17 protein-coding genes are annotated in these 22,067 nt (G+C 64.5%); 11 read left to right on the top strand and 6 right to left on the bottom strand.

Translation table 11 applies throughout. The features are described from left to right. The first annotated feature begins 10 nt into the window (after positions 1-10). From tssK to M2400_RS02360, 11 genes are all read left to right on the top strand, one after another. A complete protein-coding gene (gene tssK, locus M2400_RS02410; RefSeq protein WP_177043697.1) occupies positions 11-1,345 on the top strand; it encodes a type VI secretion system baseplate subunit TssK in 1,335 nt (444 codons plus the stop codon). 6 nt (positions 1,346-1,351) lie between these two features. Then, a complete protein-coding gene (locus M2400_RS02405) occupies positions 1,352-2,641 on the top strand; it encodes a DotU family type VI secretion system protein (protein ID WP_259195445.1) in 1,290 nt (429 codons plus the stop codon). After that, positions 2,638-6,138, top strand: a complete 3,501-nt coding sequence (tssM, locus tag M2400_RS02400) for a type VI secretion system membrane subunit TssM (protein ID WP_177079159.1) — start codon at positions 2,638-2,640, stop codon at positions 6,136-6,138. Before M2400_RS02405 ends, tssM begins: the two co-directional genes overlap by 4 nt. Further along, positions 6,135-6,788: a type VI secretion system-associated protein TagF gene (tagF, locus tag M2400_RS02395; RefSeq protein WP_177112365.1), complete on the top strand. Its 654-nt coding sequence runs from the start codon at positions 6,135-6,137 to the stop codon at positions 6,786-6,788. Before tssM ends, tagF begins: the two co-directional genes overlap by 4 nt. Further along, positions 6,789-7,508 carry a PP2C family serine/threonine-protein phosphatase gene (locus M2400_RS02390; RefSeq protein WP_177043700.1) on the top strand — a complete coding sequence of 240 codons (720 nt, stop codon included), beginning with the start codon at positions 6,789-6,791 and terminating at the stop codon, positions 7,506-7,508. Beyond that, positions 7,505-10,507 carry a serine/threonine-protein kinase gene (locus M2400_RS02385; RefSeq protein ID WP_259195447.1) on the top strand — a complete coding sequence of 1,001 codons (3,003 nt, stop codon included), beginning with the start codon at positions 7,505-7,507 and terminating at the stop codon, positions 10,505-10,507. The genes M2400_RS02390 and M2400_RS02385 overlap by 4 nt, the downstream gene beginning before the upstream one ends. Beyond that, positions 10,507-11,211 (top strand): ABC transporter ATP-binding protein, encoded by a 705-nt coding sequence (locus tag M2400_RS02380; RefSeq protein WP_177043702.1) that lies wholly within the window; start codon positions 10,507-10,509, stop codon positions 11,209-11,211. The genes M2400_RS02385 and M2400_RS02380 overlap by 1 nt, the downstream gene beginning before the upstream one ends. After that, positions 11,211-12,395, top strand: coding sequence for an ABC transporter permease (locus tag M2400_RS02375; protein WP_259195449.1), 1,185 nt, complete (start codon positions 11,211-11,213; stop codon positions 12,393-12,395). Before M2400_RS02380 ends, M2400_RS02375 begins: the two co-directional genes overlap by 1 nt. Further along, a complete protein-coding gene (locus M2400_RS02370) occupies positions 12,388-14,100 on the top strand; it encodes an SUMF1/EgtB/PvdO family nonheme iron enzyme (RefSeq protein WP_177119974.1) in 1,713 nt (570 codons plus the stop codon). The genes M2400_RS02375 and M2400_RS02370 overlap by 8 nt, the downstream gene beginning before the upstream one ends. Positions 14,101-14,184: 84 nt before the next feature. Then, positions 14,185-15,108 (top strand): type VI secretion system-associated lipoprotein TagQ, encoded by a 924-nt coding sequence (gene tagQ, locus M2400_RS02365; RefSeq protein WP_010168230.1) that lies wholly within the window; start codon positions 14,185-14,187, stop codon positions 15,106-15,108. 125 nt (positions 15,109-15,233) lie between these two features. After that, entirely contained in the window at positions 15,234-15,614 is a 381-nt protein-coding gene (locus M2400_RS02360; RefSeq protein WP_010168229.1) for a hypothetical protein, read from the top strand. Between the two features lie 147 nt (positions 15,615-15,761). On the opposite strand, the gene M2400_RS02355 is transcribed toward M2400_RS02360, so the two are convergent. The 6 genes from M2400_RS02355 to M2400_RS02330 all read right to left on the bottom strand — a co-directional run bounded on the left by M2400_RS02355 (position 15,762) and on the right by M2400_RS02330 (position 22,066). Beyond that, entirely contained in the window at positions 15,762-17,162 is a 1,401-nt protein-coding gene (locus tag M2400_RS02355) for an aminoacyl-tRNA deacylase and HDOD domain-containing protein (RefSeq protein WP_177112372.1), read from the bottom strand. A 78-nt stretch (positions 17,163-17,240) separates the two neighbouring features. Next, positions 17,241-19,316 (bottom strand): ATP-dependent DNA helicase RecG, encoded by a 2,076-nt coding sequence (recG, locus tag M2400_RS02350; RefSeq protein WP_177043706.1) that lies wholly within the window; start codon positions 19,314-19,316, stop codon positions 17,241-17,243. Positions 19,317-19,324: 8 nt separating this feature from the next. Continuing rightward, positions 19,325-20,245: a hydrogen peroxide-inducible genes activator gene (locus M2400_RS02345; RefSeq protein ID WP_003213305.1), complete on the bottom strand. Its 921-nt coding sequence runs from the start codon at positions 20,243-20,245 to the stop codon at positions 19,325-19,327. Positions 20,246-20,358: 113 nt separating this feature from the next. Continuing rightward, positions 20,359-20,889 carry an iron transporter gene (locus M2400_RS02340; protein ID WP_024078112.1) on the bottom strand — a complete coding sequence of 177 codons (531 nt, stop codon included), beginning with the start codon at positions 20,887-20,889 and terminating at the stop codon, positions 20,359-20,361. 19 nt (positions 20,890-20,908) lie between these two features. Then, on the bottom strand, positions 20,909-21,727 hold the full coding sequence (locus tag M2400_RS02335; RefSeq protein WP_177119976.1) for an FTR1 family protein: 819 nt from the start codon (positions 21,725-21,727) through the stop codon (positions 20,909-20,911). A gap of 3 nt (positions 21,728-21,730) precedes the next feature. Then, complete coding sequence (locus M2400_RS02330; RefSeq protein WP_177043709.1) at positions 21,731-22,066, bottom strand: cupredoxin domain-containing protein; 336 nt, start codon at positions 22,064-22,066, stop codon at positions 21,731-21,733. Position 22,067 lies beyond the last annotated feature (1 nt).

Raw genomic sequence — 22,067 nt, 5'->3', positions numbered from 1 at the left:
CGGAGCCCCCATGTCCTGGAACAATCGCGTGGTCTGGTCGGAAGGCATGTTCATCGGAACGCAGCACTTCCAGCAGCATGACCGTTACCTGGAAAACCTGATCGATGCGCGCAGTCGCCCGTTGTCGGCGGGGGCCTGGGGTTTCTCCGAGTTGTTGATCGACCAGGGCCTGCTGGCCCAGGGCAAGCTGGCGATCGTCTCGGCGCGTGGCCTGTTGCCCGACGGCACACCGTTCAATATCCCCCAGGATGACCTGGCGCCGAGCCCGCTGAACATCGACGAGCACCTGCGGGATGGGCTGGTCTACCTGGCGTTGCCCCTCAAGCGTGCCGGCGCCCGCGACACCGTCGACGAAGGCGAAGCCCTGGAAGCGGCGCGCTACGTCAGCCAGGTGCGCGAAGTGCGCGACGACAACGCGCCCTTCGAAAACCGCGCGCCCGTGGCGGTCGGCTCCCGCGCCTTGCGCCTGTTGACCGCCCAGGATGGCATCAGCGATTACGCCGCCATCGGCCTGGTGCGCATCAAGGAAAAACGCGCCGACCGCGCGCTGGTGCTGGACGACAGTTACATCCCGCCGGTACTCGACGTGACCGCCAGCAAACCGCTGACTGCGTTTCGCAGCGAGCTGCTGGGCCTGCTGCACCAGCGTGGTGAAGCATTGGCCGGGCGCGTGGTCGCTTCTGGCGCCGGTGGTGCTTCAGAGATTGCCGACTTCATGCTGCTGCAACTGGTGAACCGCGCCCAACCGCTGATCCAGCACCTGAGCCAGTTGAGCCCGCTGCACCCGGAACGGTTCTTCAGCGAACTGGTAAGCCTGGCCGGCGAGTTCTCCACCTTCTCCACCAGTGGTCGCCGCCCCCAGGAATACCCGCAATACCAGCACGACGACCTGAGCCTGAGCTTCACCCCGGTGATGCAGGCCCTGCGTGAAGCACTGTCGATGCTGATCGACAGCAAGGCCACGCCGATCCCGATTGTCGAGAAAGCCTACGGCGTGCACGTGGCGATGCTGGCCGACAAAACCCTGATCGACAGCGCCAGTTTTATCCTGGTGGTACGCGCCGACGTGCCCGGCGAAACCCTGCGCGCGCGCTTCGGCCAGCAAAGCAAAGTCGGCTCGGTGGAACACATCCGCGACCTGGTCAACCTGCAACTGCCGGGCATTGGCCTGCTGCCGTTGCCGGTGGCGCCACGGCAGATTCCGTACCACGCAGGCTCCACCTACTACGAGCTGGACCGGGGCAGCGAGCACTGGCAGCAACTGAGCAACTCCGGTGGTTTTGCGTTCCACATCGCCGGCCAGTTCCCGGGGTTGAACCTGGCTTTCTGGGCCATCCGAGGATAATCCGCGATGCATCCGAATGACGATGACCGCACCCAGTTCATGCCGCGCCCGGGTGGCCGCGCGCCGGAGCCTGTTCGTGCAGAGCCGGCGCCGCTGTCGATGCCTGCGGCACCGATTTTGACCGGCAAGGCCCAAGGCCTGAACCCGCTGGAAAGCGCCGCCGGCCCGCTGCTGTCGCTGCTGACCCGCCTACGCAATACGATCTCGCACCCTGCGCCGTCGAGCCTGCGTGCGCAGTTGCTGGCCTACCTGCGCCAGTTCGAAGAGCGTGCCGAGGCGGCCGGCGTGGCGCGCAATGACGTGCTGCTGGCGCGTTACGCGCTGTGCACCGCCCTCGATGAAGCGGTGCTGAGCACCCCGTGGGGCAGTGCCAGTGACTGGGGCAAGCAGAGCCTGTTGATCACCGTGCACAACGAAGCCTGGGGCGGCGAAAAGGTCTTCCAGTTGCTGGATCACTGCCTGCAAAGCCCGCGCGAACGCCTGTACCTGCTGGAGCTGTTGTACCTGTGCCTGTGCCTGGGTTTCGAAGGCCGCTACCGCGTGATGAATGACGGCCGCAGCCAGTTGGAAGCCCTGCGTGAGCGCACGGCGGCGGCGATTCGCAGTGCCCGTGGTGAGCATGAGCGCGAGCTGTCGCCCCACTGGCGTGGCGTGACCGTGGCCCGCGATCGCCTGGCGCAATTCATGCCGCCGTGGATCGCCGTGGCCATCGGCGTGGCGCTGCTGCTGGCGTTGCTGTTCGGGTTGCGGATGAAACTGGCGTCGGATGCCGAGCCGGTATTCAAGAACATTCATGCCTTGGGCGAGATCCCGGTGCAGGCCATCGACCGTCCGGTAGCCCAGCCGAAAATCATCGAGCGGCCGCGCCTGGCGGGCTTCCTGGTGGAAGACATCAAGGCCGGTCGCGTCGCGGTGGAAGATGCCGTCGACCGCTCCGTGGTGACCATCCGTGGCGACGAACTGTTCGCCTCGGCCAGTTCCAGCATCGTCGATGACTTCCAGCCGCTGATGCTGCGCATCGCCGACGCCATCCGCAAGGTCAAGGGCCAGGTGCGCGTTACCGGCCACAGCGATAACCGTCCGATTGCCACCCTGCGGTTCCCGTCCAACTGGGCGCTATCCGAGGCGCGGGCCAAGTCGGTGCTGGAGATTCTCGCGGCCAAGACCGGCCAGCCGGAACGCTTCAGCGCCGAAGGCCGCAGCGACACCGAGCCGGTGGCGACCAACGCCACCGCTGAAGGCCGCGCGCGCAATCGCCGGGTAGAAATCACCGTATTGGCGGAGGGGGTCGAGTGAAGGCGTTTTTCAGTTTTGTGATTCGCTGGGTGATCCCGTTGCTGGGCCTGATCGCCTTGAGCCTGATCATCTGGTTTGTGGGCCCGTTGCTCGACGTGCTGGTGCCGGAAGGGCGCCGCTGGGCGCTGATCATCCTGGTGTTCGCGGTGTGGATTGCCTACCGCGTATTCCGGGTGATCCAGGCCCGCCGTCAGGCGGCCGAAGTGATGCGCAGCCTCGCCGCAGAAACCCCGCCAGACCCTGCCAGCGTTGCTACTGCCGAAGAGCTGGCGACCCTGCGCCAGCGCATGGACGAAGCCCTGGCCCTGTTGAAAAAGGCCAAGCTGGGCGGTGATGAGCGCCGCAACCTGTATGAGTTGCCGTGGTACGTGATCATCGGCCCGCCGGGTTCGGGCAAGACCACCGCGCTGGTCAATTCCGGGCTGCACTTTCCCTTGGCCGCGCAACTGGGTGCCGGTGCGGTGCGTGGCGTGGGCGGTACGCGCAATTGCGATTGGTGGTTTACCGACCAGGCCGTATTGCTCGACACCGCTGGCCGCTACACCACCCAGGACAGCAACTCCACGGTGGACAAAGCCGCCTGGCTGGGCTTCCTCGACCTGCTGAAAAAGCAGCGTTCCCGGCGCCCGATTGACGGTGCGTTTATCGCCATCAGCCTCTCGGACCTGCTGCTGGGCAGCGACGCCGAGCGTGCTGCCCATGCCGCTGCGATCCGCCTGCGTATCCAGGAACTGTACACCCAGCTGGGCGTGCGTTTCCCGATCTACCTGATGCTCACCAAGCTCGACCTGGTGCCGGGCTTCATGGAGTTCTTCGACAACCTGAGCAAGGAAGAGCGCGCCCAGGTGTGGGGCATGACCTTCGCCCTGGACGACGGCAAGAACAGCGACAGCCCGCTGGCCCACCTGCAAAGCGAATTCGCCGGCCTGGAACAGCGCCTCAACGAGCGCCTGGTGGAACGCCTGCAACAGGAACGCGACCCGGCGCGGCGCGACCTGATCTACGGTTTCCCGCAGCAGTTCGGCGCGTTGAAGGATTGCCTGCAAGGCTTCCTCGAAGGCGTGTTCAAACCCAATGCCTTCGAAGAACGCGTGTTGCTGCGCGGCGTGTACTTCACCAGCGGCACCCAGGAAGGCAGCCCGATTGACCGCCTGATCGGCGCCATGGCCCAGAGCATGAACCTGGACCGCCAACACCTGGCGCGCCAGACCGGCACCGGGCGCAGCTACTTCATCGAAAAACTGTTCACCGCCGTGGCCTTCGCCGAGCGTGGCCTGGTGGGCGTCAACCCGAAGGTGGAGCGCCGCCGCAAGTGGATTGCCCGTGGTGTGCTGGCCGCAACCGTGGCGTTGGTGGTGGTGGTGAGCACCCTGTGGTGGGTGAGTTATCGCGCCAACCAGGCCTATATCGCCCAGGTCGACCAGAAGGTCGCGCCCCTGGGCCAGACCGTGCAGAACCTGAGCCCGGCACAGCGCGAAGTGCTCGCGGTATTGCCGTTGCTCAATGCCGTGAAGAACCTGGCGGGCGACTCGCCGAGTTGGTCCGAAGGCTTGGGCCTGTATCAGGGCGACATGCTTGAGGCCGAATCCGCCAGCGTCTACCGCAAGCTGTTGATCGCCGTGTTCGCGCCCCGTCTGGTGACGCGCATCGAGGAGCAATTGCATGGCGGCGGCAATTCCGATTTCCTCTACGAAGGCTTGAAGGCCTACCTGATGCTCGCCGATAACGAGCATTACGACCCGGACTTCATCAAAGCCTGGATCGCCCTGGACTGGGATCGCAACCTGCCGCGGGACCTGCCGGCTGATCAGCGCCAGGCGTTGATCGGACATTTGCAGGCGTTGTTCGAACGTCATCCGCCAAGCGCCCGTCTCGACCCGCGCTTGATCGACGACCTGCGCCGGCAACTGCAACAACTGCCGGTGGCCCAGCGGGTGTACGACCGCATCAAACGCCAGAAACTGCCCGAAGGCGTGCCGGACTTCCGCCTCAATGAGGCAGCGGGCCGCGATGCGGCGCTGGTGTTCAGTCGCAAGAGCGGCAAGCCGCTGGGTGAGCCATTGAGCGGCTTCTTTACCGCCAAGGGTTATCGCCAGGGCTTCCTGCTGACCAGCCTGAACCAGACCGGCACCCTCGCTGAAGAGCAATGGGTGCTGGGCCGCGAACAGGCCGATCAACAGAACGTGGTCAGCCTCGCCGCCGATGTGCGTCGCCTGTATTTCCAGGACTATCAACGCCAGTGGGACGCCTTGCTGGCGGATATCGACTTTGTGCCGATCACCAGCGTGGCCCAGGCGGCCGACGTGTTGCGGGTGATATCCGGGCCGACCTCGCCGCTGAAAAAACTGCTGGTGGCGGTCTCCAAGGAGACCGACTTGCAGGCGGAGGAACGCCTGCTGGCCGCCAAGGGCGCGCCGGTTGAAGGCGGCGTGGACAAGCTCAAGGAGCGCCTCGGCAGCCTGTTGGGTCAGGACCAGCCGAGCGCGAATGCACCGGCGGCCAGTGAAGATCCGGTGACGGCGCACTTCGCCGAACTCAACAGCATCGTCAGCAAGAACGAAGGCGAACCCGCGGCCATCGACGGCTTGCTTGCGGACATGAACGCGCTGTATGTGCAGGTCAGCGCCATGGTCGGCGCCAGTGGCGATGCGCTGCTGGGCGAGGCGAAAAACCAGGCGGCGGCTGCGGCCACGCGGGTCAGCCTGAATGCCGAACGCCAGCCGCCGCTGGTGCAGGGCATGGTCAAGTCGGTGGTCAACTCCACCACCAACAGCATGATGGGCGGGGTGCGCAATCAACTGAACGCGGCGTGGGTCAGCGAAGTGGTGAACGTGTATCGCCAGTCCCTGGCCGGGCGTTATCCGATGTCGCCCGGCAGTGCGCGGGACGCGACGCTGGATGACTTCGGCCAGTTCTTCGGGGTGGGCGGGGTGATGGACAACTACTTCCGCAAGTACCTGCAGCCTTACGTCGACACCTCCACGCAGACCTGGCGCTGGCAGCCGGGCGCGGCGCAGAAGCTCGGCATTGCGCCGGGCGTGCTGCAAACCTTCCAGCGGGCGGCGACCATCCGGGATGCGTTTTTCCGTGCCGGTGGCACTCAGCCGATCGTGCGGTTCGAACTCAAGCCGGTGGCGATGGACGCGACCATCACCCAGTTCCTGCTGGACCTCGACGGCCAACAATTGAGCTACGACCACGGCCCGAGTCGCCCGGTCGCGATGCAGTGGCCCAACCCCGGCAGCATTGGCGTGGTGCGCATTTCCATCATGCCGCCGTCGGCCAGCGGGCGTTCCGGCGTGACGCTGGACGGGCCGTGGGCCTGGTTCCGGCTGCTTGAGCAATCGGATCTGACCGCCGGCAACTCGCCGGACCGCTTCAACCTGCGGCTGCGGGTCGATGGTGCGAGCATCTCCTACGAGCTGCGGGCCAACAGCGCCTTCAACCCGTTCAAGAGCCGCGTGCTTAACGGCTTCAGCCTGCCGGAGCGGTTATGACCACGTTGGGCTTCTACGGCAAGCTGGCCAGCCGTGGCGACTTTGTCAGCCGCGCGCTGCCACAGAGTTTTATCGGCCCCTGGGACAGTTGGCTGGCGTCCGGATTGCTCGCCAGCCAGAACCACCTTGGGGCTGGCTGGTTGAACGCTTACCTGGTCAGCCCGCTGTGGCGCTTCGTGCTGGCGCCGGGCGTGTGCGGGCCGGACGCGGCGGTGGGCGTGGTGATGCCGAGCATCGACCGGGTGGGGCGCTATTTCCCGCTGACGGTGGCTGCGCTGTTGGATCACGACACCGACCCGGCCTCCGTCATCTGCGGCCCGGACGCCTGGTTTGAGCAGGCGGAAGAATTGCTGCTGAGCACGCTGGATGCCGGCGCTACGTTCGAAGGGTTCAGCGACGGCATCGACCGCCTCGGTGCGCCAGCCTGCCAGCCACGCCTGTTGGGCCGCCGCTTCGCCAGCCTGCAGCGCGTCGATGTCACTGACCCGCAAGGGCGGATGACCGCACTCGCCGAGCTGGCCTGTGAAGGTGCCAGCTTGTGGTGGGGCCGTGGCTCGCAACAGATTTCCCCCGGTTTATTGCGGTGTCAGGGCCTGCCTGCCGCCGGCGATTTTGCGCAATTTTTGCTCGGCCAAGAAGGTGTTGTGTAGATGCGGTCCACGTTCAAATCCGCCAGCAAAAGCCATGTCGGCATGGTTCGCCAAGTGAATGAAGACGCCTGCCTCGACCTGCCGGAAAACGGCCTGTGGGTGGTGGCCGATGGCATGGGCGGGCACGCGGCGGGAGATTACGTCAGCAGCCTGATCGTCGACAGCCTGCGCAGTCTGCCCGTGGGCCGTTCCCTTGAGGAATACACGGCGGCGTTGCGCAGCGACCTGTTGCGGGTCAATGGCGCGGTGCGCGAAGAAACCGCCCACCGGGGCGTGACCATGATGGGCAGCACGGTGGTGCTGCTCGCCACCCGAGGCTTGCGCGGCGTTTGCCTGTGGGCCGGCGATAGTCGCCTGTATCGCCTGCGGGACGGCGTGCTGGAAGGCATCTCCCGCGATCACAGCTACGTGCAGGACTTGCAGGACAGCGGCCTGCTCAGCGAAGCCGACGCCCGGGTGCATCCTCGGGCGAATATCGTCACCCGCGCCATTGGTGTGGAAGCGCAGCTGGCGTTGTCGTCGGTCGACCTGTTGATCGCTCCTGGCGACAGTTACCTGCTGTGCAGCGACGGCCTGAACAAGACCGTCGAAGACCACGAGATTCGCGAAGTGCTGAGCCATGACGAGCCGGATGAAATCGTCCGCAGCCTGGTGCACCTGGGGCTCAACCGCGGCGCGCCGGACAACATCACCGCCATCGTTGTGAAGGTGTCGACATGAACATCATCATTCCCGGCTACGACATCGAAGGCGAGATTGGCGTTGGCGCCATGGCCAGCGTGTACCTGGCAACCCAGCGCTCCCTGGAGCGCAAGGTTGCGTTGAAGATCATGGCGGCGGCGCTGGCGGCCGACCCAAGCTTCTGCGAACGCTTCCTGCGCGAAGGCAAGACCCTGGCGCGCCTGTCCCACCCACACACCGTGACCATCCATGACATCGGCAATGTCGGTGAGCTGTATTACATGGCCATGGAATACCTGCCCAACGGCACGCTCAAGGAGCGCATCGCTGCCGGCCTGACGCCGGAGCAGGGGCTGACGTATATCCGCCAGATCGCGTCGGCGTTGGGTTATGCCCACGCCCAGGGTTTGGTGCACCGCGATGTGAAGCCGGCGAACATTCTGTTCCGCGCGGATGGCACGGCGGTGCTGTCGGACTTTGGTATCGCCAAGTCGCTGGATGACCGCACCCAGTTCACCCAGGCCGGGTTTGCCGTCGGCACGCCTAGCTACATGAGCCCGGAGCAGGCGCGGGGCCAGGAGATTGATGGCCGGGCCGACCTGTATGCGCTGGGCGTGGTGCTCTATGAAATCCTGGTGGGCAAGCTGCCGTACAACGGCACCGATGCGCTTTCCACGGCGCTGGCGCACCTGACTGAACCGCTGCCGGAATTGCCGGTGCACCACGGGCGTTATCAGGAAGTGCTGCGCAAGTTGCTGGCCAAGGACCCGGCGGAACGTTTCCCGGATGCGGCGGCGTTGCTGCTGGCATTGGACCACTTGCCGAAGGAGGAGCAGGTGGAGGCGACGCTGATTCGGCCTTTGCCGATTCCGGTTCCAGTCTCGAATGACCTGGCCGGACTCACGCCGGTTTCCATCGAAATCCCGACCGATAAACCCCAGCCACAACCGGTGCGCCAGCCGGTAGTGACACCGACGCAGCACTCCGCCGTGTCCGAACAAAACCGTGGGCCGGTGCTGGCGTTGGCGGCGGTTGCCGTGGCGGTCGCGCTGGCGATTGGCGGTGCGAGTTACTGGTGGCTGAAAGATGACGCGCCAGCCGCCGCGCCGCCGGTTGTCGAGGCTGCCAAAACCGTTACGCCGCCAGCCGCGCAACCTGTGGTCGTGGAGGCCGACGGCGGTCAACGCCCGTTGCTGATGGCCGGCAAGAAAACCCTGTTCCAGCGCGTATTGAGCAAGCCGGGCGCCAAGCTTTCCCACGAAGCGGCCGGGGCGCCGGGCGAAGGCTTGCCGGCGTTTTCTGTGCTCTATGTCTATCAGCGCAAGGACATCGACGGCAGCCCGTGGCTGCGTGTGGGCGCCGCCACCGACGGGCGCAGCGACGGCTGGTTGCCGGCGGCGCAAGTCAGCGACTGGAAGCAAAGCCTGGTGCTCAGGTTCACCGAGCGTTCGGGCCGGGCGCCGGTGATGTTCCTGCGCCAATCCGCCGAAGTGGAAAAGCTGCTGGCCGACCCTGCGGCGGCAAAAAACCTGCTGCTCAAGGTTCAGAAAAACAGCGAGGACAACCAGCAAGTGCTGGCCCTGGAACCCACTGCCAGCGCCGTCCCGCAGAACCAGTTCTACCTGCTGCCGATTTTCGACTCCAAGGAGAGCTTCGACGAGAACGGCCAGCCGGTGCAGTTGCTCAACGTCGCCTCCATCGACCCCGGCAACACGCCGAACACCGTGGCCAAGGCCGTTGCGCGCGCACCCGTGGCGGATGCCGACGCCTTCCGTACCGCGGTGGTGCTGGTGGTCGACACCACCGTCTCGATGCAGCCCTATATCGACCAGGTGCGCGACGTGGTGCACGAGCTGCAGACCCGCATCGCCGAGCGTGGCGAGCTGGACAGCGTGAGCTTCGGCCTGGTGGGCTTTCGCAACAGCATCAAGAAAACCCCGGGCCTGGAATACGTGGCCAAGACTCTGATCACCCTCGACCAGGGCCGCGACCCGCAACGCTTCCTCGACATGGCGCGGCAGGTGAAGGCATCCACCGTGTCCAGCCACTCGTTCAACGAAGATGCGTTCGCCGGGGTGATGCAGGCGGTAGAGGGCATGGACTGGTCCGGCTACGGCGGACGCCTGATCCTGCTGGTGACCGACGCCGGTGCGTTGCGCAAGAACGACCCGTTCGCCACCACCCAGATGAACGAGGCCGAAGTGCGCCAGGCGGCATTGGGCAAGCAGATCAAGATCTACGCCCTGCACCTGCGCACCGACGCCGGCAAGAAAACCCACAGCGGCGCCGAAACCCAATACCGCACCCTGACCGCCGACGCCAACCCGCAGATCGGCGATTTGTACACGCCGGTTCCGGGGGGGGATGTGCGCAAGTTCGGCGAGCGCGTCGATGAGATCGGCACCGTGTTTGCCAACCTGGTCCATCAGGTGCGCAGCAATACGCCGCAGCCGGTGCCGCTGCTCAGCGCTGCGCCGACCCTGGCAGACAAGTCCGCCGCCGTCGGTTATGCGATGCACATGGATTTCCTCGGGCGCAAAACCGCGAGCCAGGCGCCGCAACTGGTGAGTGCCTGGACCGCCGACCGCGACCTGACCAACACCGCGCTGCCGGCCTTCCAGGTGTGCGTGATGCTGACAAAGTTGCAGCTCAACGATTTGCAGCAATCGCTGAAACTGATCGTCGACGCGGCGCGCAAGACCCAGACCTCACCGAAGGATTTCTTCCAGGAAATCGCCAGCGCCTCGGCCTATATGAGCCGCGATCCACAGGCCTTGAAAAAAGGCGGAAACCTGGCTGACGGCGGCATCCTTGGCGAGTACCTGGAAGGCCTGCCGTACCGCAGCAAGTCGCTGAACATGACCCAGGACTTGTGGCTGTCGTTGAGCGTGGCCGAGCAGGAAGACTTCATCGACGAGTTGGATTCGAAGATTCGCCTCTACGAAACCTTCCACAACGATGTGGCGAATTGGGTCCGTTTCGGCGATGCCGAGCCGGGCGATGCGTTGTACCGCGTGCCGTTGTCGACGCTGCCGTAATGCTGAACCTGAGCGCGGTGCACAAGAGCCGGGGCGTGGGCGCCCAGCGCTACAGCCTGGTGATTCCGGGCCTGCAACTGCGTGCGGGTGAACAGCTGGCGGTGGTCGGGCCGAGCGGCTGCGGCAAGAGCACCCTGCTGGATTTGCTGGCGCTGGTATTGGCGCCGGATCAGGTCGGGCAGTTTGATTTCAACGGTGCCGACATCGCCGGGCTTTGGCGGGCTGATCAGCAAAGCGCGCTGGCGGATTTGCGCAGTCGGCACCTGGGTTATGTGCTGCAAACCGGTGGCCTGCTGGGCTTTCTCGATGTGCGCGGCAACATTGCGCTGTCGCGGCAACTGCTGGGCTTGAAGGACGACGGCAGCGTGGCGCGGTTGGCTGAGCAGTTGGAGATCACCGATCAGTTGGCTAAGAAGCCGGCGGCTTTGTCCGTGGGCCAGCGTCAGCGGGTCAGTTGCGCGAGGGCTCTGGCCCACGGCCCGCAACTGTTGCTGGCGGATGAGCCCACCGCGGCGCTCGACCCGTTGAACGCCGAGCGGGTGATGCAGGCGCTGCTGGCCCAGGCCCGGAATAACAGCGCCTGCTGCGTGATCGCCACCCATGACGAACCCCTGGCCCGTGCCAGCGGCTTGCAGGTGCGGCGCATCAGTTGCCGTCGCGACACCGACGGCGGCGTCACCGCCACCCTCGGGGAGGCCTGCTGATGCGTATCGCATTGGTGGCCTCCCTGGCCTGGCAGGATTACCGCAACGATGCGTGGCTGTCGGTGTGTTCGGTGCTTGCGCTGGTGGCCGTGATCGCGCCGCTGCTGGTGTTATTCGGCCTGAAATATGGACTGGTTGGCAGTTTGACCGAACGTTTGGAAAACGACCCGGCCACCCGCGAAATTATTCCGTTGGGCGGTGGTCGATTCAGCAGCGAATTTGTCCAGCAGCTCCGCCAGCGCGGCGACGTGGCGTTTGCCTTGCCGCGCACCCGGCAGATTGCGGCGACGGCGCAGTTGGGCGCCGTCACGGTGGAGATGCTGCCAACCGCTGACAACGACCCGTTGCTGGCCGGCATGCCAATGCCCAAGGGCCTGGATCAAATCGTCCTGAGCCATACCGCCGCCGAGAAGCTCGGGGCAAAGGCCGGGGATTGGCTGCAGGCGAGTTTCGGTCGCCAGGTGGCGGGCCGGGTCGAGGCGCAACGCACTCGTCTGCAAGTGCTGCAGGTGTTGCCGCTGGAAGCCTTCGCCCGGGATGGATTGTTTGCGCCTCTGGGCTTGCTGGAGGCGGCGGAAGATTATCGCGATGGCCGCGCCGTGCCGGCGTTTGGCTGGGACGGCGATGCGGTAGGCGTGAGTGAGCAGCGGGTTTACCCGGGGTTCCGCTTGTATGCGCGGCGCCTGGTGGATGTGGAGCCGCTGCGGGTGTATTTCGCCGGGCAGAACGTGCTGGTGTCGACCCAGGCCCAGACCATCGCCCAGGTGCAGTCGTTGAGCCGCAACCTGTCGATCGTGTTCTGGATCATCGCCGGGCTGGCCCTGGCGGGTGCGTTTGCCGCGATTTTTGCCGGCGCGCTGGCGGCGGTTGCACGCAAGCGCCGGGAATTGTCGGTGCTGCGGTTGTTGGGTTTTTCCACGGCGGGGCTGTTGCTGTTCGTGGTGTTGCAGGCGCTCTACAGCGCAGGGTTTGCCGCGGTGTTGAGCGGCGTGTTGTACGGCCTGGCAGAGTCAGGCCTGAACCAATTATTCGTGCAGGTGCCGGGCGAGTACGCCAGTCACCTGCTGGCGCGTCATTACGGCCTGGCCCTGGCTGCTGTCCTGGGCGTCAGCGCCGTGGCGGCGGCCTGTGGCGGTTGGCGAGTGGCGCGTATCCAGGCTTCTGAAGGAATCAGAGATGTATAAGTTACTGGGCGCCGCCGTGGCGCTGACCCTGTCCTGCGTGGCATGGGCCGATGAGGCAAGCGACAAGCTGGACAACCCCAAGCCGTTGCCGGACGACGTCAGCCTGCCGCTGCCCTGCGAAGGCAACATGGTGTTCCGCTACGCCTATGTGCTGGCCCAAGGCACCCTGGACGACCGCGAGATCAGCCTCGGCTACCCGTTCAGCGAAGGCGAGGCGGGCTACCAGCAGTCGTTCATTTCCGGTTATCGCCGCGACTTTATCAACGGCCAGTTCACCCTCAAGGACCTGCCCAAGGACTGGAACAAGGTCATCGCCCCGCTGATGCCCAAGACCGACGCCAAGACCCCGCTCAAGCCGATGCTGTACTTCATCGGCAAGTACGAAGTCACCGCCCGGCAATACGCCCAGGTCATGTCCCAGGCGCAATCCCTGGCCAGCGGCGAGCCGGCCCCGGCGTGCGACGTACCCACCGGCATGGCGGCGCGGTTGCCCAAGGTCAAGCTGTCGCGCTTTGAGGCTGAGCGCTTCTCGGCGGTGTACAGCGCCTGGCTGATGAAATACCACCGCGACTTGCTCCCGGTGAGTGGTCGCGGCGCTTCGGCGGATGACGGCGGCCTGGGCTTTGTGCGCCTGCCCACCGAAGTGGAATGGGAGTTCGCCGCACGCGGCGGCCAGGCGGTCAGCCGTCAGGACCTGGAAGGCCGGCTATTCCCGCGGCGCACCGAAGGCAGTGAAAGCGACGGCCCGCTTGCCGATTACGCAGTATTCAACCAGGTCGCCGGTGGCACCGGCCAGGCTGCACGGTTGATGCCCATCGGCACCAAATTGCCCAACCCGATCGGCATGTTCGATGTGATCGGCAACGCGGCGGAAATGGTCCAGGAATCGTTCCAGCTGGTGCACGCCGGGCGTCGCCAGGGCACCTACGGCGGCTTTGTGGTCAAGGGCGGCAACTACCTGGAAGGCGAGGGCACGCTGTTTACCGGCATGCGCCGCGAGTACCCGTTGTTCGCCGCCGACGGCACCGAACAAAGCAACGAGACCACCGGCTTTCGCGTGGCGATTGGCGCCTTGTCGGCACCCCGCTCGCGCTACAAGGAACTGTTCGCCCAGTGGCAGAAAGAAGGCCGCCTGGCCTCGCTGACCGACGCCATCGACGACGCCCAGGACCCGACCAAGCGCCTGGACAGCATCATCGCCGCCAGCGTCGACCCGCGCCTGCAAGCCGAACTTGGACTGGTCAACGAAGAGCTCAAGCGCAACGTCTCGCTGATCGCCCAGCAGCGCGAAGAAGCGGCCGGCAACCTGATTCAGTCTGCGGCCCTGGTGGCCGAGACCATCAACAACTACAACATCCGCCTGATCAATTTGCAGAAGAGCCGCCAGCAGGCCATCGACGCCAAGGACGAGGCCAGCGCGCAGCTGTTTGCCACGGCGATCACCAATGGCCGCAGTGCGCTGGACGGTGCGGTGGCGATCTACATCGACAACCTGGCCACCGGCACGCGCTACACCGATGCGGTGATCCAGGCGCAGTTTCAACGGATCAAGGAAGAGTTGGATCGCAAGCCGGTGCTGGGCAAGAGCCTGGTGACGCGCGCGACGTTATTCGTTCGCCATGTGGGCAGCTACCGCAAGCAACAGCGGGCCGACCCGGCAACGATTTTGAAGGAATTGCTCGCAGCGAGCGGTCAGCGGTCTTGACCGTTGGTTGTATGGCGAGCTTGGAAGGGACTCAGGCGGCGGTGGGCCGTGCTGGGCAAGTCAAACTTAAAAGAGAACACACCTATGCTTTTTTCCCGTAAGGCGGTTTCCAAGCGTCATCTGCTGTTGATCGCTGCCGGTTTCAGCACTGTGCTGACCGGTTGCGCAACGTCGCCGACCTCCAAGGTCGCCTCGACCACCAAGGTCGAGTACTACCCGAACTGCTACGAGCCGGTGCAGCACCTGCGCGCAACCGATTCGGACCTCACCAAGTCGGTCGTCACCGGTGCGGCTATCGGCGCCGCCGGTGGTGCACTGTTGGGCGCCCTGACCGGCGACTCCGACAAGCGCGGCCGCAATGCCGCCATCGGCGCAGCGGGCGGCGCCCTGGCTGGCGGTGCAGCGGGTTACTACACCGAGCGCCAGAAGCAGATCACCGATGACAACCAGCGCATCGCTTCCTACGCCACTGACGTCAACAAGCGCGCCTCCGACATCGACCGCAGCACCGCGTACGCCAAGGCGTCCCAGCAGTGCTACCAGAGCGCGTTCACCAAGCTGGTGGCTGACCGCAAGGCCAAGACCGTCAATGACGTTGAAGGCCGCAAGCGCCTGGCAGAAATTGTCTCCGGCCTGAAAGAGTCCAACGACCTGATCGTGGCAGTCAACGGCAAGGCCAGCGAAGACCTGAACAACTACACCCAGGCTTACGAGCAGGACCTGCAACAAGTGGGCGTACAACGTGCCGACGTAGTAACGGTTGCGACTGCCGATACCACGCCGGTGGTGACGCCAGCCAAAGGCAAGAAGCCGGTAAAAGTGGCGAAGAAGCCTGTGTTGCCAACCGTGCCGAAAGAAGCGGTCGCCACCGAGAAAACCATCCAGACAGCGCAGACCAAGCAAGCTGAAAGCAAGCAGGTCGCCAGCGCCGGTAAAGCGCAGATCGAAGGCACGTGCCGCGATCCAAACCTGGCGGACTGGGCTCCGGTTCCTTGCCCTAACGTCTGAGTGAAGTTGTTGCTATAAGCGTTAAACGCCAGCCGATCTCCTGCTAAAACGGGAGATCGGTAGCGTTATTTGCACAAATCGTTAAACTGCTGCGGCCACTCAATAATTACACTGAGGCCGTGTGCATGAAATTTCGTTTTCTTCTCTGGATGCTTGGCCTGTTGATGGGCAAAGCCAGCCGCACCAACCCTGCGTTCCAGCAGCAGTTGGGTGACAAGGACCTGGCGTTCCAGCTGCAAACCCTCGACGGCAAGGTTGCCCGTCACTTCATCGTCAAAGACCAGCGCATCACCAGCCGTTCGGGTGTTCATCCTGCGCCGGCGTTTGCCATTGCCTTTAAAGACGCCGCCTACGGCTTTGCCACGATGCAGGCGAAGAACAAGCAACTGGCGTTCATGACGGGGATTCAGGACAAGTCGATCCAGATCAAGGGCAACCCGGCGCTGGTGATCTGGTTCCAGGGGTTGACCAAGTATTTGAAGCCGAAGAAAAAGCCGAAGGCTTGATGGCTGCACCCCAACTCATGGGGTGAGAATGCTTGCTGTGGCGAGGGAGCTTGCTCCCGCTGGGCTGCGAAGCGGCCCCGGCTTTTTTGGGAGTGCTGCGCACTCCAGCGGGAGCAAGCTCCCTCGCCACATTGATCTCCTGAGGCTTCAGGCCTGGCTGAACTGGGATGCCAACTCCCGCAGCAACGTTTCCGCATCCAGCACTTTAGCCACCACATCCTCCGCCTTGTCCCGGGTCAGCCCCAGGCGCTCAAGCAGTTCGTCCGGGATCTCTTCATCCGGCCCGGAACCGATGCCACGACTGCGCAACAGGCGCACGGCCAGGCACACCAGGTTCGGGTACTCAGCATATTGCCCGTCGTAGGTCGGGTCGTGCTGGAAGCGCAGGGCGGTGGACAGTTCGTCCGGCATGTCCCAATAACGCATCAGCCACGCACCAATCTGCTCGCGGCTGATGCCCAGCAGATGCTGCTCGATGTAGCTGTGGCACAGGTGCGGGTTGACCTCCAGGTGCCGGCAGATCAGCGAAAAGTGCGGCGGGAACACGTGGGCCAGCAACAGGTAGCCGAAGTTGTGCAGCAGGCCGGCGAGGTACGTCAGGCCGGCTTCCGGGCGCTGGGCGCGGGGCATGGCACGGGTCAGCCCTTCGATCACGGCGGCGGTGTAGATCGACTGGTGCCAGTACGGAGTGGCCTGTTGCGGCTGGTCCTTGGGCAGGCTCAAGGTCTTGCCCAGGGCCAGGCCCAGCGCGAGGTTGATCACCAAATCAAAGCCCAGCACGCGGACGATGGCGTCTTCCACCGAACGGATCTTGCCCGGCGAAGCGTAGTAGGGCGATGCCGCCCAGCTCACCACTTGGGCGGCCAGGGCCGGGTCGGTTTCCACCACACCGGTGATGTCGTCGATGGTGGCGTTGGGGTCGACCCGCAGCTTGATGATCTTTTGCGCCGTGTCGGCCAGCGGTGGAATCTCGATGGTCGCTTCCAGGCGCTGCTGGATACGGCGGGCGGTGAACGCCTGCATCGCCTGGGTGATTTCCTCGCGGTCGTCGTTGGGGCGATCAAGGTTCGGCCGGATGCTGCTCAGCGGCTCGCCGAAGCTGGCGGCGCTGGCCTTGGTCAGCATGCTCTTGAAGGCGTCGCTGGAAATCTCCAGCAGCAGCCCCGCCTCACCCGAGTGCACCAGCACGGTGGGTTCACGCAGCAGGCTTTCTTCGTACAGGCACGGGGAGCTGGTCAGCGGCGGCAGGCCGGGCAGCAGGCTCAGGCTGTGTTTGCCAAGCATGCGTTCGAGGCGCTCGGGGGACACGGCCGTGAGGCGCCGGCCGGTCAGTTCGGCCAAACGATTGAGGTCCAGCAATTGGTTCTGCGGAAACATCACCATGAGTGCACCCACGGCATCATCGAGCAGCACTGCCTGAACCTTTTGCGCCGGGTTCAGGCCAGGCCGTTCGGCAACTTCCGTGTAGCTGATGGCGAGCTTTGCAAGCAGCGTCCGAATCACCGAGGGTGCGGTCGGTGGGGCTGTGGCGAGGGCAACTTCTGACATGGCCTGAATCCAATTTCCTACAGTCATTGGAGTATAACCAGCTTGATACAAGTGAGGGTTGTCTAAGTGAGTCAGCCGTCACACTTGGCCGTATTGCTGCCCATGTCGAAGCCAGCGGTCCAGCAATGGGCTGACATGTTCCGGCCAGCGCTCGATCAACGCCTGGGCGGCATCTCGCACGGCGGGCAGCAGGTCGGCGTCGCGCATCAGGTCAGCCACCTTGAATTGCAGCAGGCCGGTCTGGCGGGTGCCGAGCATTTCGCCGGGGCCGCGCAGTTCGAGGTCTTTTTCAGCGATCACGAAACCGTCGTTGGTTTCACGCATGATTCCCAGGCGCTGGCGGCCGATCTGTGACAGCGGCGGGTGGTACAGCAGCACGCAATGACTGGCGGCGCTGCCCCGGCCCACGCGACCACGCAATTGGTGCAGTTGCGCCAGGCCCAGGCGCTCGGGGTTTTCGATGATCATCAGGCTGGCGTTGGGCACGTCGACGCCGACTTCAATCACCGTGGTGGCCACCAGCAGTTGCAGGTTGCCGGCCTTGAACTCGGCCATCACCGCGGCTTTTTCCACGGGCTTCATGCGGCCGTGAATCAGCCCGACCTTGAGTTCGCCCAACGCACTGGTGAGGTCTTCGTAGGTGGTTTCGGCGGCCTGGCAGGTCAGCTCTTCGGACTCTTCGATCAGCGTGCACACCCAATACGCCTGGCGGCCTTCGGCACAGGCGCCGCGTACCCGTTCGATCACCTCGACCCGGCGGGTGTCGGTGACCAGCACGGTGTTGACCGGCGTTCGGCCCGGCGGCAGTTCGTCGAGGATCGAGGTGTCGAGGTCGGCGTAGGCACTCATGGCCAGGGTGCGCGGGATCGGCGTGGCGGTCATGATCAGCTGGTGCGGGCTCATGCGGCCGCCTACGCCTTTCTGGCGCAGGGCCAGGCGCTGTTGCACGCCGAAACGGTGCTGTTCGTCGATGATCACCAGCGCCAGGTTCTTGAATTTCACTTCGTCCTGGAACAGTGCGTGAGTGCCCACCACCATCGGGGCGCCGGCGGCGATCTGTTCCAGGGCGGCTACGCGGTTCTTGCCCTTGAGTTTGCCGGCCAGCCAGGCGACTTCCAGGCCCAGGGGCTCGAGCCAGCGCTTGAAGGTGATGAAGTGTTGTTCGGCGAGAATCTCGGTGGGCGCCATCAGCGCCACCTGATAGCCGGCTTCGAGAGCTTGCAGCGCGGCGAGGGCGGCGACCACGGTTTTACCCGCGCCCACGTCACCCTGGATCAGCCGCAGCATCGGCTCTTTCTGGCTCAGGTCGTAGGCGATTTCATTGCCGACCCGCTGCTGGGCGCCCGTCGGTGCAAACCCCAGGTTGGCCAGGTATTGCGCAGGCAGGCGCTTGGCCTTGGGCATGGCCGGCGCGCGCAGCGAACGCATGCTCTCGCGCAGGCGTTGCTGGGACAGTTGGTGGGTCAGCAGTTCTTCGAACGCCAGGCGATGCTGGGCCCAGTGATGACCGAGTGCGAGTTCGTCGACGTCGGCGTCGGCGGGTGGGTGATGCAGGTAACGAATCGCATCATCCAGCGGTGCCAGTTGGTAGTCGCGCGCCAGTTCCTGAGGCAGCCAGTCGGGCAGGCTTTTCGGCCCGAGCATCGTCAGGGTTTGCATGCACAGCTGGCGCAGGCGCTGTTGGGTCAGGCCTTCGGTGAGCGGGTAGATCGGCGTGAGGGTGGTGTCCACCGGCGGCGGCTCGTCGCCGGTAATGGCGCGGTATTCCGGGTGGTAGATTTCCAGCCCCGAAGCGCCGGGCCGGGCTTCGCCGTAGCAACGCACGCGGGTGCCCCGCTTGAGGCCTTCCTTCTGGGCGTTGCTGAAATGGTAGAAGCGCAGGCTCAGGCCGCCGGTGCCGTCTTGCAGGCGCACGACTAAACTGCGGCGTTTGCCCATCACCACGTCGGCGCCGCTGACGGTGCCTTCGACCACCGCGTCCTGCCCGGGACGCAATTGGCCGATGGGCACCACGCGGGTGCGGTCCTGGTAACGCAGGGGCAGGTGGAACAATACGTCCTGGAGATTTTCCAGGCCGACCTTGGCCAATTTCTCGGCCATGGCCTCCCCGACACCCTTGAGTGCCGTCACCGACACCTGCGACAGCTCAGTCATACCGTTACTTAGCTCGCAGCAGGCGGCTTGGCCACCGAACACAGGCGGATCGAGTCGGCGAGGATTTCAATCGCTTTCGGGCGTGGGAAGCTCGCGCGCCAGGCAATCGCCACGGTGCGGAACGGCACCGGCGGCGTGAGTGGGCGCACGGCGATCACGCCTGGGGCGTAGTGATGGCTGTCGACCGCCGACAGCGGCAGGATCGAAATGCCCAGGCCGGAGGCGACCATATGCCGAATGGTTTCCAGGGAACTGGATTCCACGGTGGTGTGCTTGGCGCCGTCGTTGCCCTTGGTCAGGGTCGGGCAGGCTTCCAGTACCTGGTCGCGGAAGCAGTGGCCTTCGCCCAGCAACAGCAGGCTCTTGTCGTTGAGCAGGCCCGCGTCGATGGTGTCTTTCTGCGTCCAGGGGTGGGACGCCGGCATCAGCACGTAGAACGGCTCATCGTAGAGTGGCAGGGTCAGCACATCTGCCTCGTTGAACGGCAGGGCGATGATGATCGCGTCGAGCTCGCCGTTGCGCAGTTTGTCGCGCAGCACGTGGGTGAAGTTTTCTTCGATATACAGCGGCATCTGCGGCGCGACGCGGTGCAGTTGCGGAATCAGGTGCGGGAACAGGTACGGGCCGACGGTGTAGATGGCGCCGACTTTCAGCGGTGCGGTCAACTGGTTCTTGCCGGCCTGGGCCAGTTCGCGAATGCTTTGGGCCTGTTCCAGGACCTTCTGGGCCTGGGCGACGATGCCTTCGCCCACGGGCGTGAGGCGCACGGCGCTTTTGCTGCGCTCGAAAATCAGCACACCGAGTTCGTCTTCAAGCTTTTTCACACCCACCGACAGCGTCGGCTGGCTGACGTGGCAACGCTCGGCCGCGTGGCCGAAGTGCTGCTCTTGGGCGAGGGTAACGATGTAGCGTAATTCTGTAAGAGTCATAGCGGGCGTCCATGAGGTTGCGGGCCAAGCATACCGGCTGCAATCGATAGACGCACGTTATCAGACAGCATGGGGTTTACGACACCTGGTAATCAGGTGTCGCGCTCATGCTTTCAGCTTTGCGGGTATTTGAAGGTGAAGGTTTTGGTGAAAGGGCCCCACCATTCCGGTACGCCGGTTTCCTTGTCCACATGGTGGAAGAAGCCTTTGATCTGCGGGCTCTCATAGCGCAATACCACGGTGTAGGTGCCGGGGCCGTCCATTTTCACGTTGTTGGCGTAATGGGCGCCGTCTTTGGCCACCATCGGCAGCAAGGTGCCGATTTCCTTGTAGTCGGGCGAGCCCTGCTTGACCAGCGAGTAGGTGATGGTCAGGTAGGGCACCCACTCGCCGTTGGACAGGCCGTACTTGTTGTCGGCGGTGGCGTGCACGTCCGTCTCAAGGTGCACCGAATCCTTGCTCATCACCATGCCCGGTGGCATGGGGGCCATTTCGATGCCGACCAGATAGGAGGAGGCGATTTCCATGTCGTTGACCTGGACCGGTCCGCCAATCGGGTACTCGCGGGCTTGGGTCAGGGTGGAAGCGGCCAGGGCGCTGACGAGTACCAGTGCGGTGGCCAAGGGGTTGCGCAGGTGTTTCATGGTGGGGCTCCTAGGGCAGTTAGCGTGATTGCGTCGGACGTGAATGCAGCAAGCGGTTACCCAGCACCAGGAGCGCGAGGGTGACGGACCAGGCGACCAACTGGACCCCCAGCGGCCGGTCGGTGTAGCCCACCAGCGCAGTCAATGCGCGGCCGGTGAGGCTGCCATCGGAGACCAGCCAGGAGGTGTCCCAGAGTTGGTAGCCCCAGGCGGGAATCAGGTCGATACCGGCGAGGATCGCAGCGGCCCGACCGGCCATGCCGGCGGCGAGCAAGGCAATCATCCAGCCGGTAATCGAGAACAGGCGCTTGAGGCTGATGGCGACCAGCCCGCGGTACATCAGCCAGGACAGCGCGGCGCCGGCGGCGATGCCGAGCACGCCGCCGGTCAGCATCGACAGTGGGTCCGCCTGGCTTGATGCAGCGATGCCATAGAGGAACAGCACGATTTCCGAGCCTTCGCGCAGCACGGCCACGGTGATCACCACGGCCAGGGCCCAGAGCGATTTTTCGCCAGTGAGTACCGCATTGCCCGCACTGCGCAGTTGGGTTGCCAGCTCGCGACCGTGGCTGGCCATCCACAGGTTGTGCCAGCCCAGCATCACGACGGCGACCACCAGAATGGCCGCGTTGAAAATTTCCTGGCCGAAGCCTTGCAGCGCCTGGGTGATTGCGCCGGTAAAGAGCGCGAGGATGCCGGCGCCCAATACGCCGGCCGCGATCCCGCCGCCGATAAACAGTCCGCGCCTTGCCAGGCCTTGGGTGGCGGCCATCACGATGCCCACCACAATCCCGGCTTCCAGTACTTCACGAAACACGATCAACAGACAGGCCAGCATGGCTTACTCCTTGGCCGCGACGGCAGTGACCGTGCCTTTGGCCTGGTCTGGGTGGTAGTCATCGAAGAAGGTGTAGGTGCCGGGATGCAGCGGGCCTGCAAACACCGTCACGGTGTTGCCGGGGACGATGATTTTTTCGAATTTCATGTCGTAGCTTTCGAACTCATCGACGCTTTCGTCGTGGCTGGTGAGTTGAATGCGAAAGCGCTCGCCGGCCGGTACCTCGAAACTTGAGGGGCTGAAGGTGTGGTTTTGAATGACCAGGGTGACCAGCTGATCCGCATGGGCTGCGACGGGAAAAGCCAGTAGGAGGAGAGCCAGCCGGGCAAGGTTGGGCATG

It is taken from the genome of Pseudomonas sp. BIGb0558 (assembly GCF_024807515.1).
Lineage (GTDB): Bacteria > Pseudomonadota > Gammaproteobacteria > Pseudomonadales > Pseudomonadaceae > Aquipseudomonas > Aquipseudomonas yamanorum_A.
The sequence above is the reverse complement of the archived record's forward strand: the minus strand, read 5'-3'. Positions and strand labels throughout refer to the sequence as shown.

Bases quoted from the DNA above. Each gene is read 5' to 3' on its own strand.
- tssK (WP_177043697.1), top strand. From the start codon at position 11: ATGTCCTGGAACAATCGCGTGGTCTGGTCGGAAGGCATGTTCATCGGA.
- M2400_RS02330 (WP_177043709.1), bottom strand. From the start codon at position 22,066: ATGCCCAACCTTGCCCGGCTGGCTCTCCTCCTACTGGCTTTTCCCGTC.
- M2400_RS02335 (WP_177119976.1), bottom strand. From the start codon at position 21,727: ATGCTGGCCTGTCTGTTGATCGTGTTTCGTGAAGTACTGGAAGCCGGG.
- M2400_RS02370 (WP_177119974.1), top strand. From the start codon at position 12,388: ATGTATAAGTTACTGGGCGCCGCCGTGGCGCTGACCCTGTCCTGCGTG.
- M2400_RS02345 (WP_003213305.1), bottom strand. From the start codon at position 20,245: ATGACTCTTACAGAATTACGCTACATCGTTACCCTCGCCCAAGAGCAG.
- M2400_RS02390 (WP_177043700.1), top strand. From the start codon at position 6,789: ATGCGGTCCACGTTCAAATCCGCCAGCAAAAGCCATGTCGGCATGGTT.
- M2400_RS02405 (WP_259195445.1), top strand. From the start codon at position 1,352: ATGCATCCGAATGACGATGACCGCACCCAGTTCATGCCGCGCCCGGGT.
- M2400_RS02340 (WP_024078112.1), bottom strand. From the start codon at position 20,889: ATGAAACACCTGCGCAACCCCTTGGCCACCGCACTGGTACTCGTCAGC.
- M2400_RS02385 (WP_259195447.1), top strand. From the start codon at position 7,505: ATGAACATCATCATTCCCGGCTACGACATCGAAGGCGAGATTGGCGTT.
- M2400_RS02355 (WP_177112372.1), bottom strand. From the start codon at position 17,162: ATGTCAGAAGTTGCCCTCGCCACAGCCCCACCGACCGCACCCTCGGTG.
- tagQ (WP_010168230.1), top strand. From the start codon at position 14,185: ATGCTTTTTTCCCGTAAGGCGGTTTCCAAGCGTCATCTGCTGTTGATC.
- M2400_RS02380 (WP_177043702.1), top strand. From the start codon at position 10,507: ATGCTGAACCTGAGCGCGGTGCACAAGAGCCGGGGCGTGGGCGCCCAG.
- M2400_RS02375 (WP_259195449.1), top strand. From the start codon at position 11,211: ATGCGTATCGCATTGGTGGCCTCCCTGGCCTGGCAGGATTACCGCAAC.
- recG (WP_177043706.1), bottom strand. From the start codon at position 19,316: ATGACTGAGCTGTCGCAGGTGTCGGTGACGGCACTCAAGGGTGTCGGG.
- M2400_RS02360 (WP_010168229.1), top strand. From the start codon at position 15,234: ATGAAATTTCGTTTTCTTCTCTGGATGCTTGGCCTGTTGATGGGCAAA.
- tagF (WP_177112365.1), top strand. From the start codon at position 6,135: ATGACCACGTTGGGCTTCTACGGCAAGCTGGCCAGCCGTGGCGACTTT.